The sequence below is a fragment of the Neochlamydia sp. S13 genome, from assembly GCF_000648235.2.
Taxonomy (GTDB): domain Bacteria; phylum Chlamydiota; class Chlamydiia; order Chlamydiales; family Parachlamydiaceae; genus Neochlamydia.
Genome location: NZ_AP017977.1, coordinates 2,415,958 through 2,433,631 on the forward strand (window position 1 = coordinate 2,415,958; position 17,674 = coordinate 2,433,631).

Below are 17,674 nucleotides of genomic sequence, written 5' to 3' on the forward strand. Positions count from 1 at the left end.
ATGCAAATGAGCAAAAGAATTTTTTTATATATAGGATTAGTTTTTCAACATTATTTGGCAGCAAGCCAGGAATTTAAGCCTGAACCTTCCAACTTTGTCTCTTTAAGTAATGAACAGATGATAGAGGCAGAAATTGAGACATTAAAGGCTTCTCCTAGCATATTGCGAAAAACCTTTGGGGCGCCAGCCCAAATTGTTATCAATGAGCAACAGCAAGCCATCATTGTAGCTAGAGTTTCGGGGGTAGCGAGCCATATTAGCAAAAATGTTGGAGATTATGTAAGCAAGGGGGAAACATTAGCTGTCTTACAAAGCAGGCCAATGGCAAATTTTAAAGCTGCTTATCTTACCTTGCTGAAGCGTTCCTCCTTAGCACAACAAGCTTTTAAAGCTGAAGCTATTCTTAAAGAAAAGAATGTAACATCTGAACAAGCTTATCTTCGAGCATTTTTAACCGCAGAAGAAGCTTGTGTCAAACAAGAGTTGGCAGAGCAGCAACTCTACCTCTTAGGAATGAGCAAAAAAGATGTAAAACAACTGGCTCAAGAAGAGAGCTGTGACTTATTTAGCTATCAGATTAAGTCTTCCTTAAATGGAATGGTAACTAGCAAAATTATCAATTTAGGTTCATCGCTAAATGCAGGTCAAGAAGCTTTTAAAATTGCTGATCTAGATACCGTATGGGTACAGATAGGAGTATATGCGCAAGATCTTCCCTACCTTAAGCTAGGGGACAAAGTTCAGGTGGCTCTTTTAAAGGAAGAGAAATTTTCTGATTTAGCAGAAATCATCTATCTTAGTCCTATTCTTGATAAACAGACCCGTAGTGGAACAGCTATAGCTTTATTAGCTAATCAATCTAGAAAATGGTACCCAGGCTCGTATGCTCGAGTAGAAGTTATAGCCGAAGAGGTGGAAGTGCCTATAGCTGTGCTTAAAGAGGCTATTCAAGTTATTGAAGGAAAAACTGTCCTTTTTATCGCCCATTCCCAAGGATTTGAAAAACGCGAAGTAAAGATAGGAAGATCTGATCCCACTTATATAGAAATCCTTTCAGGAATAAAACAGGGCACTCCTTATGCAGCTACTCATACTTTTATTTTAAAAGCAGAGGATGGAAAGAAGGCTATTAAAAATGATTGAAAAAATCCTAAATTTTTCTATTGCTTATCGTTATCTCATCCTCGCAGCTATTGCTTGTGCCATGCTTTTAGGTATATCTGCTTTAAAAAATCTTCCTATGGATGCTGTACCCGATATTACTAACAATCAGGTGCAAATTAATACCCTGGCTATAGGGCTGACACCTATGGAGGTAGAAAAAAGAGTGACTTTCCCTATAGAATCTGCCTTAAGCGGCATCCCAGGACTTGAGAGTACACGTTCTCTTTCACGTAATGGATTTTCTCAGATAACAGCTATATTCCACGATCAGGTAAATATCTACTTTGCTAGACAGCAAATTAATGAAAAGCTAATGGATGTTCGAAACATTTTACCAGCTGAGGCTGAATTTAAAATGGGACCTATTTCCACAGGCTTAAGCGAAGTCTTTATGTGGTCAGTAGATTACAGTCCTGAAATGAGACAATCTAAGCAGCAGGAGGCAGGCCTAGGGTGGCATGCAGACGGAAGTTATTTAACTCCGGAGGGACAATTACTTAAGACTGATGTGGAATTAGCTTCTTACTTGCGTACGGTTCAAGATTGGATAATAACCCCTCAAATTAAAGCTGTTAAAGGCATAGCGGGTGTGGATGCACAGGGAGGCTTTATTCGCCAATATCATGTGGAGCCCAGTCCTGAGAAAATGATGGCTTTTGATATTAGCTTACAAGATCTACTTACCGCTATTGAAGAAAACAACCTTAATGGAGGAGCCGGTTACATTGAACGCGGCGGAGAATCCTTGATTGTTAAAGTCGATGGAAGGATAGAAAACCAAGAAAATATTGGAAATATTGTGGTTGCCATGCGTGAAGACATGCCGGTTTTTATTCATGATGTGGCAGAGATAAGCATTGGAAAAGAGCTACGTAGTGGTAGTGCTAGTAAAGATGGTAAAGAAGTAGTGATCGGTACGGCACTGATGCTAATTGGCGAAAATAGCCGTAGCGTAGCAGAAGCGGTAAGGGAAAAATTACAATGGATCAATACAACCTTACCCCTCGGGGTTATTGCCCAACCTGTTTTGAGTAGAAGCAAATTAATAGATACGACTATTCAGACTGTAGCTAGGAATTTAATAGAAGGTGCTCTTTTAGTTATCGTAATATTATTCATTTTCCTAGGAAATTTTCGTGCTGCTTTGATCACTGCTTTAGTGATTCCTATTTCTATGTTAATAACTGCTATAGGAATGGTTCAAGCTAAAATTAGCGGCAATTTGATGAGCTTAGGCGCGCTTGATTTTGGGCTGATTATTGATGGAGCTGTTATCATTGTGGAAAATTGCTTAAGGCGTTTAGGGGAAAAGCAAAAGGCACAGGGAAAAAGCTTGCAGCTAGAAGAGCGTTTAGAAGAAGTGATGCAAGCTAGCAAAGAAATGATACAGCCCTCTGTTTATGGGCAAGCGATTATTATCGCAGTCTATCTTCCTATATTGACTTTATCAGGGGTAGAAGGAAAGATGTTTCATCCTATGGCATTAACAGTGCTTTTTGCTCTATTAAGCGCATTTGTTTTGTCTTTGACATTTGTGCCTGCTATGGTAGCTATTTGGATCACCAAACCCCTACACGAAAGAGAAAATTTCTTTATTTCCACAGCTAAAAAAGTCTATGAGTGCCTTCTTTGGAGGATCCTTAGCTTTCCTTATCTAGTTGCTACCATCGCCATCTTCATGGTGGCAGCAGCCTTAATTTTATTTAGCTTTCTTGGGCAAGAGTTTATTCCCACATTAGATGAACAGGATTTAGCCATTCAGGTTTCAAGAATTCCTAGCACTTCTTTAACTCAAGCTACTTCCATGCAGCTACAAATAGAAAAAGTAATTAATAAATTTGATGAAGTGGCTTATGTTTATTCAAAAACCGGTACCGCTGAAATGGCATCCGATCCAATGCCTCCCTATGCCTCAGATACTTTTGTCATTCTTAAACCTCGTCCGGAATGGCCAGATGCTAAGCGAAATAAAGAAGATCTTGTAAAAGCTATAGAGACTAGGCTAAAAAAGCTCCCTGGCAATATTTATGAGTTTACCCAACCTGTGGAAATGCGCTTTAATGAGCTAATAGCAGGGGTAAGAAGTGATTTAGCAGTGAAAGTCTATGGGGATGACTATAAAGTGTTAAAAAAAACTGCCGAGGCTATTGCTCAGGTCATGCAAAAATTACCAGGGGCGGCCGATGTTACGGTAGATAAAACTGATGGGCTACCTACTTTAGAAATTAATATAAATAGAAACATTTTAAGCCGTTACCATCTGAATATGAAAGAAGTTCTGGAAATGGTTGGAGTGGCAATTGGGGGTGGAAAAGCAGGAACCCTTTTTGAAGGAGATCGGCATTATGATATTATTGTTAGATTGCCTGAAAAGTTAAGAAATGACTTGCTAGCTTTATCAAGGTTGCCGATACGTTTGCCGCTCGCTACCAGTAAAGCGAATAAAAAAATTGTTTTTCCTTATATTCCTTTAAGTGAAGTGGCTAATTTAGATATCACAACAGGTTTGAATCAAATTAGGAGAGAAAATGGAAAAAGGGTAGTAATAATTCAGGCTAATATAAGAGGTGCTGATATGTCTACTTTTGTAGAGGTAGCCAGAAAGAAGATTAGTGAAGAAGTTAAAATCCCTGCCGGCTATTGGATAGAATGGGGAGGCCAATTTGAAAATTTAATAGCTGCAAAAAAGCGTTTATTGATAGTAGTACCAGCAGCATTTTTTTTAATTTTTATTCTGCTTTATGTAGCCTTTCATTCGATTCGGCAAGCTTTTTTAGTTTTTAGTGCTATTCCCCTAGCTTTTACTGGTGGCATCATAGCTTTATGGTGGCGAGGCATACTTTTTTCCATTTCAGCAGCAATCGGATTTATTGCTCTTTCGGGCATTGCCATATTAAATAGTTTAGTTCTTATAAATTGCATCAATCAATGGATTTTAGAGGAAGCTTCAGCTAAGGAAGCAATCTTAAAGGGGTCCATAGCACGCTTTCGGCCAGTTGTCGTGACAGCTCTAGTGGCAGCATTGGGGTTTTTGCCTATGGCATTAGCACAAGGGGCAGGAGCTGAAGTGCAGAAACCTTTAGCCACCGTGGTCATTGGCGGTCTTATTAGCTCCACTTTACTCACCTTAGTCGTATTACCAGCTTTATATATTCTTACTATTTCTTCAAGGAATCTTAAAACTTTTAAATAAAATAATGAATTAATTTTTCTAAGTTGATTAAAAAATCCAGCTTCTTCAGCAAGAAGCTGGTATTTTAAGGAAGCTTATTAATCCAAAAATAAATAGCTAAGAACGTTGAATGTATCTCACACAGGTGTTTTTATTATTAACTTTATATGACCCTCTGTCCTTTGTAAAAAGGAAGCTATGATGCTAGTATGATTTAAGGAATTAACAGAGATACAAGGCTAGGCTTTAGAATCCTTACATCCTAAAAAGCTTAGAAAACGAGGGTAAGGCTATTCGCATGCGACGTGGCCCTTGAGAAAAATCTGCAACTTTATTTTTAAACGCTCGGTATAGATTTAAGATGGTAGGGATGGGCTTTAAGGATAAAAGTGGACATCTAGGAAAATAAAATTAATTACTTCATAGATAAAAACTGCTTAATTTTTTTTGTCGTAAAAAGTAAAAAAAATATTTTTTAATTACTGATTATCTTTTTTTATAAATAAAAATTGAAATTAATTAATCGTATAGTTAATATGTTATTGTTTAGCTTAATAAATAATTGTTCTAAAGCTTAATCCTTAGCAAAAGGAGTTTGTAATGATTAATAATATCTCGCCAGCCTTTTCTCCAAGTACTGTAGAAATTTCGCAAAATATAGATTCTTGGGCTATTTCTAAGATGCCTGATGAAGTATGGATAAAAATCTTTTCTTATTTACCTGCTAAAGATTTAGCATTTAGCCGGCAAGTGTCCAGACAATGGAGCCAATTAGCCTCCAATCCCTTATTATGGCATCCACTGGTTCTTAAAAAATTTCCTTTTTTGCCGCCTTTGTCCCATGGTAAATATACTCATTCCATGTATGAAAACCAAGCTGCTTATTACGTAAATGTAGAAAATAAACGTTTTGTGAAATTTATCGAATTTGATGATGTAGAAGGGAGTGGAAAAGCGGTATTCTCTCCTGATAGCCAATGGATGGTGAGTAGCGCTAAAGACAATACCGCTCATGTATGGAATGCTTTTAATGGAAAGCGTCATCAAATCCTTGAGGGCCATACAGGTCTTATCACTAGTATAACTTTTTCTGAGGATGGAAATTGGCTAGCCACTACTTCTGCTGACTGTACAGCTCGCCTATGGAAGCTGGAGGCAAACAAGTGGATATGTAAATCTTCCTTGAAGGGTCACCTTAAAGAAGTTTGCAGCGCAGCTTTCTTTCATCGGTTGCAGGATAATTATGGCTGGTTAGTGGCTACAGGATCGTTGGATTGTGATATCCGCCTATGGGATATGAATACGGGAAAATATCTTACCACTTTTACAGGTAAAGTTAGGGTTCCTGTTAAGAAGATAGGTTTTTTGCCTAACGGTGATAATTCGATGGTTGTCATAGAGCCGGGCGTAAATAGGGCTTATTTTTGGAGTCTGGGGGCCCCATCATCCGCTACAGTTAAGCGGGATTATGCATCATGCGGTCATGACTCGTCATTTAAGTTTATTGGCCCCTTTGCTTTATCTCCTGATAAAAAAGCAGGAGCTTTTTTGTTGAAGCTTGGTAAGCTTGGCATATGCGAACTTGACGCACTTAAGGAAAACCAGAGGATCTTAACAATTCCCCCCAAGCCGATCCTCTGCCTAGCATATTCTCCGGATGGAAAATCACTTGCCATAAGCTTTGCAGAAGAACCTTCGCAAAAACCTGGATTTTATGTTTATCACATACCTACCGACAAGGTGTATAAATATGAGGCAGAAGAGATTGGAGAGAGTTTTAATAAAATAGCTTATTCTCCAGATGGACAGTGGATAGTCGCTGGCAATTCTGAATGGGGCGCTCTCTGGCAGGTTAACAGGAAGAGGATATGGTGGAAGGGGCAAGAAAAGACCCCTCTTTATTTTATATCTCTGCCTTGTAATGACAATTTAAGTTTTTCTCCTAACGGACGGCAATTACTGATTGGTAATACAGTGATTGATTTCTTTGATATTGAAGGAGAATTAATTGCTGATGGGGCAGCAGAAGAAATAAAAGAAGAAAAAAAGCAAGCAACGCCTGAGATTTTAATGGAAGAAACTATCCCCTTAGAGTCTAAGAAAAGAAAGTCTAGGATTGATAAAAGCCAGAAAGAGGAAAAAGAGATTCCCTATCCAGCAGACTCTTCTCCACCATCTTCGTTAAAAAGAAGAAAAAAAGAAGAATAGAATCCCGTTTCAATAGGCTTTTGTTCTTGCGCAATCATGTATTTAAAAAGTCGTGCTTATTAACTAGCAGGGATAGCTGTGAGAGATTGGATTTCTTTTCAAGGATAGACAAAGTTTTCTAAAGCCTATAGCATTAAAAAAGTGTTAGCCTTTATAGGCTCTAGCTTTAAAACTCCTATTTTTTTAAATTTTTTAGAGTCCTGTATTTAATAAATGCTCTCACAGCTTCCGCGATTATCGCTTTTTTGCAAAAAAAAGTAAGAATGGCTTCTTACCTTAGCAAGATTTATCATGGAAAGTATTTTAAAATTGCGAGCTGTTTTCCCTTACTATTTTTTCAAGAGCTTTTATCCATACAGTTTCATCATTAAGCCCTTGAACAATATCTAAGCGCTCCCCTCCCATTTTCTTAAATTCTTCCGCATACTCTACGCCAATTTCAAAGGTAGTTTCTAGGCAATCACACACAAAGGAGGGACAAAACACCAAGATTTTCTTTTTATTTTGCCTAGCAAGCTCTTTGATCACATGAGGGGTAAAAGGTTCTAGCCATGGATCTTTGCCTAGGCGTGACTGAAAAGCTAAGCTAGTCTTTTCAGTAGGCAGATTGAGTTGTCCTATGATTGCATGGGCCGTAAGATGGCACTGAGCCGAGTAACAATCAACGTTTTCTTGGCAAGCCTGTTGGCAGCAGTTTTGTGACTTTAAACAGTAATTATTTTTATCAGCTTTTATTACTTGCCTCTGGGGAAGTCCATGAAAACTGAACAAGAAATGATCGTATTCTGCTAGGTTATTCTTAAGAGCAACATGGCAAAAGGCCTGGATGACAGCAGGGTGGTCAGCAAAGGAGTTAATAAATGTAATTTTAGGTAAAGATATCTGGTTTTTTAAAATTTCCATGCTTTTTTGATAAACTGATCCCGTAGATGCTGAAGCATATTGAGGAAATAGAGGGAGGATAATCAGTTGTTTAATTCCTTTGTTTAAAAGCAGCAACAGCTTCTTTTCTAAGGAAGGATTTCGATAGCGCATCGCCAGCTCTACATAAAAATTATCACCTAAAGCTTTTTGTAAGGCGTCCCTTACTCTTTTCCCATATACCATCAAAGGTGATCCCTCAGCTGTCCAAATGTTTTGATAGGATCTAGCCGATTGTTTGTAGCGTGCAGGAATGATAATGCCTCTTACAAGTAGCTGCCGTTGTAGCCAAGGAAGGTCTATTACCCTCTCATCGGTTAGAAATTCGACCAAATATTTATACACATCTTTGGGTTGAGGAGAGTCAGGGGTACCTAAATTGACAAGAAGGATACCGATAGGGGAATGATACATACTTATCCTTGATATGTTTTGCCAGGCTTGAGCACGATAAAGTCTTCTTCAGCGAGGCGATAAAATTTTAAGGCCATTTTAAGCTGTTTTTCCGGATCATCAATAGCTTCATCGGAAAGTCGAAAGGTTCCAAAATGTACAGCAATACTTTTTTTAGAAGCTAAATCTATATGTGCTTGGACGGCATCAGAAGGAGACATATGAAAAGGCTCCATAACGGGGTTCGTAGGCTCCAATAGGCAATAAAGAAATCCGAGGAGAGCCAAATCTAGCTTTAATTTTCTCAAAAACCTGCGCATAGCCTGTATCTCCTGCAAAATAAATCCACTCTAGGTCTTTCCTGATGATAAAACCTCCCCAAAGGGTCTTATTTTTATTAAAGAGATTTCGCATGCTAAAATGTCTAGCGGGTGTAAAGATGATCTCAAAGTTGTTTGCTTTGATTGCTTCCCACCAATCAAGTTCATCGATGTCTTTCAAGCCTTTTTTCTTGAGATAGTTTTTATTACCTAATCCGGTGATGAATTTAGGGTGATGTTGGGCTTGTATTCGGCGCAGGGTAGGTATATCCATGTGATCGTAGTGATTATGACTCAGAAGCACGAGATGAATAGGAGGTAAATCTTCAAAGCATATACCCGGTGAGTGCACTCTTTTAGGTCCCATCCAAGAGAATGGACTGCAACGTTTAGACCAAATTGGATCGGTAAGTATATTAATATTTCCCCACTGAATCAGTATAGTAGCATGATTAACAAAGGTAAGCCTAAGGTGATCATCATTTATCTGTGTAAGAGGTTTGGCAAGCTGGCTTATAGGAATGCTTTCAGGCCATTTTCTAGGCTTACTTTCCCACATCCAATGAATAAAATCTTTAAAAGAGCGCTTCGTGGGAGGGTTATTATGATAAAGAGAGCCATCGTAATGATCAGAAAGACGGTGTTTGCTTAGATAAGCTTTGTAGATAAGTGTCCACCGTAACGAACTATCTTTTCTTTCAAAAGCATAAGCGTAAATTTCTTTAGGGGATAAACGGCTAAAATTAATAATTTCTGCATCGGTAAGTCGATAGATAATAGCATCGGCAGCGGTTTTATTTAAAACGATCTGTCGCAAGTTTTTAAGGGCTACTTTAAATTGGTACTGTCGAAAACATAAACGTATTAAAGCATATAGAAGCGAGCTTATAAGGAATAATTGTCCTAATTTAGAAAGATAGGAGAAAGTTTTACTTTCCTGCTCAAGGGTTAAGATATCTAAAGCAACAACCAAAACAAGAAGAAAAACAAAAATTAAGCTTTCAGTGGAGGTTTGAACGATGGGTCCAAAAAACCTTCTAAAGCTTGAAGGTGAAGAGCGGTAAGCTAAAATTTCTTCAAATATAGGCTCTTCAAACCTCATCCGCCCTATGTGCGACAATTCATGAGCTATTAATTCCTTACGGGTATAAAATTTCCCATAATGGGTAGAATTTTGTAAATTCTTCCTTAGCTGCAGGAAAGGATAAGCCGGATAATCATCTGTCTGTTGAAAAATCCATGTGCATCCGCCATGCCAGGGAAGTAATTTGTAATTACTAAAGAAAAGAGGCACCCACGTAGGAAATATATCATAGAGCTTTTGTATTTCTTGGCACCCTTCTTTTAAAATATTGGCAGAACGTGGAGATTCTTCTACAGCAAAGGGAAATTCTTGCAACAGCTCTTGAGTAATCTGACTGTTTAAATTCAAGCAATAGGCTACTCTCTCAGTAAAGGATTGATCACTTTCAGCAGGTCCAGGAATTAAGCCCTCAAAATTACTTTCCATCAGATCTTTTTTAGAGGAATTTGCCATCATTATCTTACTTAATTTAATCGGCGATAAAAGGAAAAGTTAGCGCACTGTAATAGCTCCTGATCTCCCTGGCTATCCCCATAAGCGTACAAAATATAGTTTTTTGTAGGCCCTTCTTCCTCTATTAAACGGCGAACCTTTTCCGCTCCTCGGCAATTTAATCCTTGTAAGTATCCTGTGAGATAACCTTGAGGCGAAAAAGCTACCCGCGAAGCAATGATATTATCAAAACCTACCGCTTGCCCCCAGGGTTTTAAGTAAATATCAAGATTAGCACTTATTAAAACGCAACGATGTCCTTGATTTTTATGCCAACGAATTCTTTCTATGGCCTGAGGACGAAGGAGTGTAGGTAAAATTTCTTTAGCATATCTCTCGGCATACATTTTTATCTCATGACGTTCTTTTCCCTTTAAAAAACGAGTAAGCAAAGCTTCTTTGAGTTGTTGGCGGGAGAGATATCCTAGAAGATATTGGAAAAAATGAAAGCTTTCTAAACAAAGATTTTTTCTTTTAAGAGCTGAACCGACTACAAAATTTAAAAAGGGTAAAAGAGAATCGCGGTAGGTTAAAGTTCCGTCGAAGTCGAAGGCTGCGATAATAGATGGAGAAGGATTTGCCATACAATTGGGATCTGCTATAAAATGTGGGGATTGCAAAAATTTTATTCACTATTTGCTCTTTTATAATTATGATCTAACAAGAGATTTTGATGAAACATGTTTTAATTACTGGCGCTGCTGGCTTCATAGGCTTTCACTTGGCCAAAGCTTTGAAAAAGCGCGGGGATCATGTTATTGGTATAGATAATTTTAATGATTATTATGACCCCTTGCTTAAAAGAGCACGGGCTAAGGAGGTAGAAAAACATGGGATTGCTTTGTTTGAAGGGGACATCACCGATGCTAACTTTTTATACGAGCTAATTGCCCACCATCAAATTAGCCATCTTATTCATTTAGCGGCACAAGCAGGAGTACGTTACTCTTTAGAAAATCCTCAAGCTTATTTGAAGGCAAATATTGAAGGCTTCCTAAATGTTTTAGAAACTTGCCGTCAATTTCCAGCCCTTCAATTAGTATATGCTTCCTCTTCTTCCGTTTATGGATTAAACCAAAAGATACCTTTCTCTATAGAAGATCGAACGGATCATCAGGCTAGCCTCTATGGGGTGACAAAAAAAGCTAACGAACTCATGGCTTCTACTTATTACCATTTATATCGAGTACCTATTACAGGATTGCGCTTTTTTACTGTATATGGCCCCTGGGGACGCCCCGACATGGCTTACTTCCAATTCACTAAGTCTATCCTTGAGGGAAAACCTATCCATATTTTTAACCATGGTAAAATGAGAAGGGACTTTACCTATATAGACGATATTGTCCAAGGTATTAAATCTTCTATAGATCGGGAAGGCAAAAATGAAATTTTTAATCTTGGTAATCATCAGCCGGTAGATCTTTTAAAAATGGTAGAGATCATTGAGGAAACTGTAGGCAAAAAAGCTGAAAAGATATTTGTACCTATGCAGCCTGGGGATGTTTTAGAAACTTATGCTGATATACAGGCGAGCCAACAGATATTAGGATTTTTGCCTAAAACTACGCTTGAGGAAGGAATTCCTCAGTTTGTGAAATGGTATCTAAATTATTGTTCCACAAAAATAGCTTAAAAGCGGTAAGGTAAGTAAATAAATAATATTAAACTATCTATTGAGACAACCCAACAGAAGATGGAAGATGAACAACATGTTTTTCTTTTCAAATATCTTTTAAACAAATAATATGCGTATTTTAAGAAATTAGCTTGGTTTATTTATGAGAATTTTTTTGACCCTCTGCCTTTTATTAACTGCTCTAGCTGCTTGTAAAGGTCCTCAACGTTCGCAAGCTCAGTCACCTATAAGTAAAGATTATAGTTCAGATGCTTTTACGCGGGCAGCCATACGTCAAGCAACCCGTTTAGCTCATCAGCATCGCTGGCATTTAGATGATGCCTGGGCTTATTATAACAGCACCGACAGTGTTCATCGCCTTTGCTTAAATTTTCGTACCCAAAATATTCTAGAGCTCTACCAAGCACGAGCTCAACTCGTGGATGTGGTAGAAGAGCTTTTACAGAATCTAAAATCCAATCCCCTAACTTCTTCTCGTCTAGCTCCTAATTTTTCTGCTGAAAATCTTTTGATTCATGTGGACTTTCAAAGTTTTTGGGGACTATATGGAGATTCAAAATATGTGGGGTGGATGGGACTGGAAAATGGGATGGTTTATTATTATGACTTCGACGTTAAAAATACGCAAAATGATCAGTGGTGCAATCGTATAGAAACTTATAATAAAAGCAAAGAAATTGCTCTTATTGAGAAAGAAGCTGAGAAAGAATACCAAGATAGTCTCCCTGCTCCTAAGCGCGTTTTCGAATACCTCAATGAATAGGATCAAATTTTCATTTATTCATGAATAGTGGCATGCTTTTAAAATAGACCAAAAATAGAGGCAGCACTATTGATGCCGTTTTAAAAAATGGAAATAAGTGTGTGAGTGGACCCAAACTACCTGAACAGTCGTTAGAGTTAATTTCCCATAACTTTCAAAATATTTATGCAGCCGCGCATTCTAATCAAGAAATTATCCATCTTGTCCCCTCTTTATGGGGAAATAAGCTTTACTGTTCTTCTGCAGGCTGGAGAGGTAGGGTTCTTCGCTTGCTCTATTTTTTTGCAAACGTTTTGGTGGGCAGTGCTTTTTTTGAAAAAAAACTTAATGCGGCTATAAAAGCTACACATGCCATTTATCAAGAGCTTGAAAAATTTCGCTACCGCCTCCTCGATAGCACTTATCAAGAGTATTTAAATGCTCGCTTTGCAAATAGTAAAAACCATGCTGCTCTTCCTGTAGTCAATAATGCGAGAGAGCAAATTCAGCTATTTTACCAAGCTACTTACCCTTTAATAGAATTGGTGCGATCAGAAAAAAGCCGGAAATTAAATACCTTTCTACATGCTCATTTTCCTGAGATTTATCATAAAAAAGATAAACCTTTTTATGATAAAACTTCTTTTAAATCTTTAAGAAAGCACGTGAAAATTATGGCTCTAGAAGGAATGACGGCAGGAGAGCTTCCCTTTCACATTTTTCAAAAGGTAATTTGCAAAGAGCCAATCCAGCAACCCTCACAAGTTGCAGCTAAAGAGCAAAAATCGCTGTTAAAGTTTATAAAAAGAATCCACCAAGCAAAAGAACAGGGAAAATTTGAGATTGAATTGTTTCATGAGGGCATGAAAAGTCTTATCCTCAGCCTTCCTCATTATCGAAAGGAAAATATAGGAGCTGATTTAATTTCACTAGAGAAGACTTTAATTAAAGAAGGTTGCTTTCTTTTAGAAAAATTTGATTTAAAGCATGTGCAATGGCGTGAAGAGCTGCAGCAAGGTTGCAAGCTTATCAAAGCTAATCAACCTTTTTATTTTAGGGATAAGAAAAACCAGGAACATCTATTTGAACTGGGGGACTCCCTTAAAGGTCATGAGACCACTCAATTGCCTAATCTTTATAAAGTTTTCGAAATCTTTAAACCCCATACTTCTCAAAAATATGAAAAGGTTCTTTTTGTAGTAGGGCCTAATAAGCTATGTTTTGAATATAGCAAGCTTTTAAGGTCAGAAGAATTTTTTTGGGCTCTTGCCACTCCCCAATTTAAGTATATAGATCCTAAAGGAAGATATGCAATCATAGAAAACCTTCCCACTTCTTTAGAAAGCATTGCCTGGCATACCCATAAGAAAAGCAAATTGTCGAAGATGAATAGAGCCTATGCCGAACCTTTGCGTTTGCTCATTCGTTTTTTTGTAGAAGAAAAAAATACTCCTCGTTATCTAAATGTTGAATATTTTAAATTCGATGGAAAAGGCCGATTAAAATCCACTAAGGATTGCATTCCTTCGGGGTATTTAGATTCAATAGGATTAGAAGAAATAGTCTTTATAGCTGCCCAAGGAAACCTTCCTGTTTATCAGCATATCATTGAACCCTTACTTCAAGCTAGCCAAAATAGAAAAGTTTTAATCTTTTTTCGTCAATCTATACGAACTATTTTTAGCAAATGTCCTGTACCTATCGAAAGCTTAGCAAGGAAATATGGTTTAAAAAATAAACGAGTAAAAACAAGAGCACGCGAACTCCAGCAAAAGGCTCTAAGTTTAAAGGAAGATTGCTATCAAGCCGTTTATCACCATTTTGAGCATGAGGGCATCGATAAATCCAGTCTTTTAAAGAGTATAAAAAAATCTTTGCTAGCTTTGTATAAAAACCACAAAACTTTTGGCAGATTATGGCCTATTGTTACATCGACCCTATTGATAGAAACAGTGGAATTAGATCCACAAAAGTTTTGTGAGAAAAACTGCAGCTAATCTCTGCTTTTTTGTTAAGTTTAACCATTAAGTCATTCTGTTTTTATAGTCTTTTTCAAAAAGGTTAAAGAAGGCTTTAATCATGCTTCTCTTTTTACTTGAACACGCTCTTATAGGGATAATTGAATAAGGGAGGGAGTCTATCTAAAAGCTAAAGGCGTTTTTTTGGGGATTTTATAATTTTCTAGACAGAGAACGACCGGTGGTAGACATTGCAAGGCCGCCCAAGATAAGAAATAAGACGGCTGAGTATCAAATTAAATAAACATTTCCTGCTACAAAATCATTAGCTACCATTCATCTTATGCTTGAAAGTCTAGGAGGACTTTATGGCCACAAACGTTCCATGGCGGCCTGTAATTTTCTCGCGACGATAAGAAAAATAATCTTCCGGATGAGAAAAGTTACTTATTTGTGCAATCTGAATATGATGCTCTAAGACGCCTGCTTGCAAAAGTTGATTTTTAGCAATCGTCCATAGATCAAAATAGCATGGGCTCATTTGAAATTCCCAAAAGGCTTGAGGTAGTTCCTGACGATAATGAATAAATTCAGCATCGTAAGGCCCTAAGCTAGGAGAAATACAGACATGTAAATTATCGGGAAAGGATCCATAATGGTGCTTCATGAAATTTACAGTTTTGCCATAAATATTTTGTACATTTCCCTTCCAACCCGCATGGACATTGGCGATAGCTTGTTGAACAGGATCGTAAAAAATTGTAGCTTGGCAATCTGCATGGGTAATCATCAATACTGTATCGTGCAATACAGTTGATAAAGCGTCACAGGTAGGCCTTAAACCTTTATTTTTATGAGTAATTTCTACAATTTTATCAGCGTGCTCTAATTGGCAGTCGTAAAGGTTTTTAAAAGCAAAAATCTTTTTTACTTTTTCGCGATTAAGCTTAACATTTTTATTTTCGGGGAGGTTTTGCAAGCTAAAGCCCATATTTAAGCTTGCAAACAAATCTGTACTATATCCTCCATGACGTAAAAGGATGCCATGAGTAAGATTTTTAAAAGGCGCTAAAAGTTCAAATTCAAGCCATGAAATTCCCTGGCATTCGCGACGTTGCATGTAGAAAGCCTTTGGTTACCTGCTATATTTACATCACTAGCGCTTCTATTTCAAGATTTCTGCAAAAAAACTTAAGGAAGGGAAAAAAATTAAAACCTATTATGTGCAAAAGATTTATACGGCTAGCAAAAAGAACGTTGAATAATTTTTACTTAAAAAGCGAATTTTAAGAAGATCTCTGGAAATAAATGATTTATACTTATAAAATTCATAATCTTTACCTTGTTTAAGGCTTAACTTCTTATGACTTTATTATCTCAGCTAAATGAAGAGCAACTTGGGGCAGTGAATGCTATTGAAGGCCCTATTCTGGTATTAGCAGGAGCAGGTTCAGGAAAAACACGGGTTGTTACTTCGCGTATAGCCTCTTTAATTGAAATGGGAGTCCCAACTTCTCAAATCCTAGGTTTAACTTTTACTAATAAAGCTGCTGAAGAAATGCGCGAGCGTATTCGCATCTTAGTAGGAAGGCAAGCCCCTCTTCTATGTACTTTTCATAGTTTAGGAGCCAGAATTTTACGTGAATCTATCCAAGCTTTAGGGTATGAGCGTGACTTTACCATTTATGATGAAGAAGACATCCATAAAGTGCTTCAAGCTTGCCTAGCGGAGTTGGAAATTAAAGATAAAAAGATGGATACTAAGACCTTTCGAGGATTGATTTCAAAAGCTAAAAATGCTTTGCAAAGGCCGGAAGATATTAAAGTCAGTTATATGTCTTCACCGGCCGAGGAATATCTTTCTCGTGTTTATTCTCTCTACCAAACTAAGTTAAAACATTACAACGCCGTAGATTTTGATGATCTTCTTTTTTTGGTAGTAAGGCTTTTTCAAGAACATCCCGATAAGCGTGAACAATACCAGGATCGATGGACATTTTTATCTATCGATGAATATCAAGATACCAATGAAGCTCAATATAAAATTTTAAATTATTTAGTGCAAAAGCACGGCAATTTATTTGTGGTAGGGGACCCGGATCAATCTATCTATTCCTGGCGGGGAGCCAACATTAATAATATTTTAAATTTTGAAAAAGATTATCCTGGTGCTCAGATCTTTCGCCTACAACAAAACTATCGTAGTTGTAGCAATATTTTAGAAGCGGCGAATGCTGTGATTGCTCATAATGCCAATCGCTATGAAAAACAGCTGTGGAGTGATTTAGGTAAAGGAGAAAAAATAAAGTTTTATGCTAGCGATACTGAGCGTGATGAAGCGGATTTTGTAGCCGATAAAATTCGCCAGCATCGTGAGCAAGGCATTCCCTATAATGAAATAGTAGTGTTTTATCGCACCAATAATCAATCACGCGCTTTTGAAGATTATTTTCTATATCGCCAGATCCCCTATGTGATTGTAGGAGGTTTATCTTTTTACCAAAGACGCGAAATTAAAGATATTTTATCTTTCTTGCGTATGGTTTATTCAGGGACCGATTATATTTCTTTTTTAAGGAGCCTCAATATCCCTCGCAGAGGAATAGGAGCAGCTACTTTAGAAAAAATTCGCCTGGCAGCCTCGAAAGAGCAATTGTCAATTTTAGCTTATTGCGAAGCTATTGCTGAAGATAAAGGTTTGCAGCATCCTATTAAGCTAGCTACTAAGCAAAAAGAAGCTTTAAAGCAATATTTAGGGATTATCTATCGTTTGCGAGAAGTGGCTAAATCAGCTTCCTTACAAGAATTAGTGCGGGCTGCCATAGATGAGACCGACTATCTTCAATTTTTAGCTGAGGATCCCGAGTCTTTTGAAGATCGTAAAGGGAATTTGGATGCTTTAATTACCAAAGCAATTGAATGGGAACAAACCGCTGTCGACGCGACTTTAAGGGCTTTCTTAGAAGAGCTTACCTTAAAGTCTAGCCTAGACGAGGCCGATACCAAGAAAGATCGCGTAAGCTTAATGACTATTCACAATGGAAAAGGATTAGAATTTAAAGTCGTTTTTTTAGTGGGAATAGAAGAGGATTTATTTCCTCATGTTAATTCTAAAGATAAGCTTGAGGCTTTAGAAGAAGAACGACGTCTTTTCTATGTAGGAATGACGCGTGCCAAAGAATGTTTATATTTAACACACTCCCAATATAGATATATGTGGGGCATGGCACGGCATCAGCTCCCTAGTCGTTTTATGCGTGAGGTGCCCAGAGAATACTTAGAACGTATCCATCCATCGCCACTTCCAACTTTTAGACCTAAAGACTATCCGGAAGAAAAGGGCGAGCCAAGCATAAATGGAGGCGAGGATCAATCGTTTGATCACTATGAAATAGGAGCTGCTATCTTTCATCAAGAGTTTGGGATAGGGATCATTCGTGAGGTTTATCAAAGTTCTCTAGGGCTTACCTACAAAATCTTTTTTTCTAAAGATAATCGCGAAAGAAGCATTGTCGCTAAATATGCTAAGCTTAAAATGTTATAATTCACTTGATTAATCTAAACAGTTTATTTAAGGTATA

Annotated in this window: 12 protein-coding genes; 7 read left to right on the plus strand and 5 right to left on the minus strand. The window is 37.6% G+C overall.

What is annotated here, in order from left to right:
- Window positions 1-6 precede the first annotated feature (6 nt).
- The 3 genes from TY21_RS09350 to TY21_RS09360 all read left to right on the plus strand — a co-directional run bounded on the left by TY21_RS09350 (window position 7) and on the right by TY21_RS09360 (window position 6,544).
- Complete coding sequence (locus TY21_RS09350; RefSeq protein WP_042239270.1) at window positions 7-1,143, plus strand: efflux RND transporter periplasmic adaptor subunit; 1,137 nt, start codon at window positions 7-9, stop codon at window positions 1,141-1,143.
- Window positions 1,136-4,357 carry an efflux RND transporter permease subunit gene (locus tag TY21_RS09355; RefSeq protein ID WP_042239317.1) on the plus strand — a complete coding sequence of 1,074 codons (3,222 nt, stop codon included), beginning with the start codon at window positions 1,136-1,138 and terminating at the stop codon, window positions 4,355-4,357. The genes TY21_RS09350 and TY21_RS09355 overlap by 8 nt, the downstream gene beginning before the upstream one ends.
- A gap of 579 nt (window positions 4,358-4,936) precedes the next feature.
- Window positions 4,937-6,544, plus strand: coding sequence for an F-box/WD40 repeat-containing protein (locus tag TY21_RS09360; protein ID WP_042239273.1), 1,608 nt, complete (start codon window positions 4,937-4,939; stop codon window positions 6,542-6,544).
- Between the two features lie 303 nt (window positions 6,545-6,847).
- Here the strand turns inward: TY21_RS09360 and hemH are convergent, their stop codons facing one another.
- The 4 genes from hemH to TY21_RS09380 are packed head-to-tail and all read right to left on the minus strand — an operon-like array spanning window position 6,848 to window position 10,338.
- Window positions 6,848-7,879, minus strand: coding sequence for a ferrochelatase (gene hemH, locus TY21_RS09365; protein ID WP_042239276.1), 1,032 nt, complete (start codon window positions 7,877-7,879; stop codon window positions 6,848-6,850).
- 2 nt (window positions 7,880-7,881) lie between these two features.
- A complete protein-coding gene (locus TY21_RS09370) occupies window positions 7,882-8,079 on the minus strand; it encodes a hypothetical protein (protein WP_052354342.1) in 198 nt (65 codons plus the stop codon).
- The gene (locus TY21_RS09375) at window positions 8,066-9,715 is read right to left on the minus strand and encodes an MBL fold metallo-hydrolase (protein ID WP_052354344.1); all 1,650 of its coding nucleotides are present in this window, start codon (window positions 9,713-9,715) and stop codon (window positions 8,066-8,068) included. Before TY21_RS09375 ends, TY21_RS09370 begins: the two co-directional genes overlap by 14 nt.
- Before the next feature lie 11 nt (window positions 9,716-9,726).
- Window positions 9,727-10,338 carry an HAD-IB family hydrolase gene (locus tag TY21_RS09380; protein WP_039386440.1) on the minus strand — a complete coding sequence of 204 codons (612 nt, stop codon included), beginning with the start codon at window positions 10,336-10,338 and terminating at the stop codon, window positions 9,727-9,729.
- 89 nt (window positions 10,339-10,427) lie between these two features.
- On the opposite strand from TY21_RS09380, the gene TY21_RS09385 reads away from it, so the two are divergent.
- From TY21_RS09385 to TY21_RS09395, 3 genes are all read left to right on the plus strand, one after another.
- On the plus strand, window positions 10,428-11,390 hold the full coding sequence (locus TY21_RS09385) for an SDR family NAD(P)-dependent oxidoreductase (RefSeq protein ID WP_042239280.1): 963 nt from the start codon (window positions 10,428-10,430) through the stop codon (window positions 11,388-11,390).
- A gap of 145 nt (window positions 11,391-11,535) precedes the next feature.
- Window positions 11,536-12,156: a hypothetical protein gene (locus TY21_RS09390; protein WP_042239282.1), complete on the plus strand. Its 621-nt coding sequence runs from the start codon at window positions 11,536-11,538 to the stop codon at window positions 12,154-12,156.
- Between the two features lie 101 nt (window positions 12,157-12,257).
- A complete protein-coding gene (locus TY21_RS09395; RefSeq protein ID WP_042239286.1) occupies window positions 12,258-14,132 on the plus strand; it encodes a hypothetical protein in 1,875 nt (624 codons plus the stop codon).
- A gap of 316 nt (window positions 14,133-14,448) precedes the next feature.
- On the opposite strand, the gene TY21_RS09400 is transcribed toward TY21_RS09395, so the two are convergent.
- The gene (locus TY21_RS09400; protein ID WP_042239289.1) at window positions 14,449-15,213 is read right to left on the minus strand and encodes a polyphenol oxidase family protein; all 765 of its coding nucleotides are present in this window, start codon (window positions 15,211-15,213) and stop codon (window positions 14,449-14,451) included.
- A 243-nt stretch (window positions 15,214-15,456) separates the two neighbouring features.
- Here TY21_RS09400 and TY21_RS09405 point away from each other — a divergent pair, with 243 nt between their 5' ends.
- Window positions 15,457-17,637, plus strand: coding sequence for an ATP-dependent helicase (locus TY21_RS09405; RefSeq protein WP_042239292.1), 2,181 nt, complete (start codon window positions 15,457-15,459; stop codon window positions 17,635-17,637).
- Window positions 17,638-17,674: the final 37 nt, after the last annotated feature.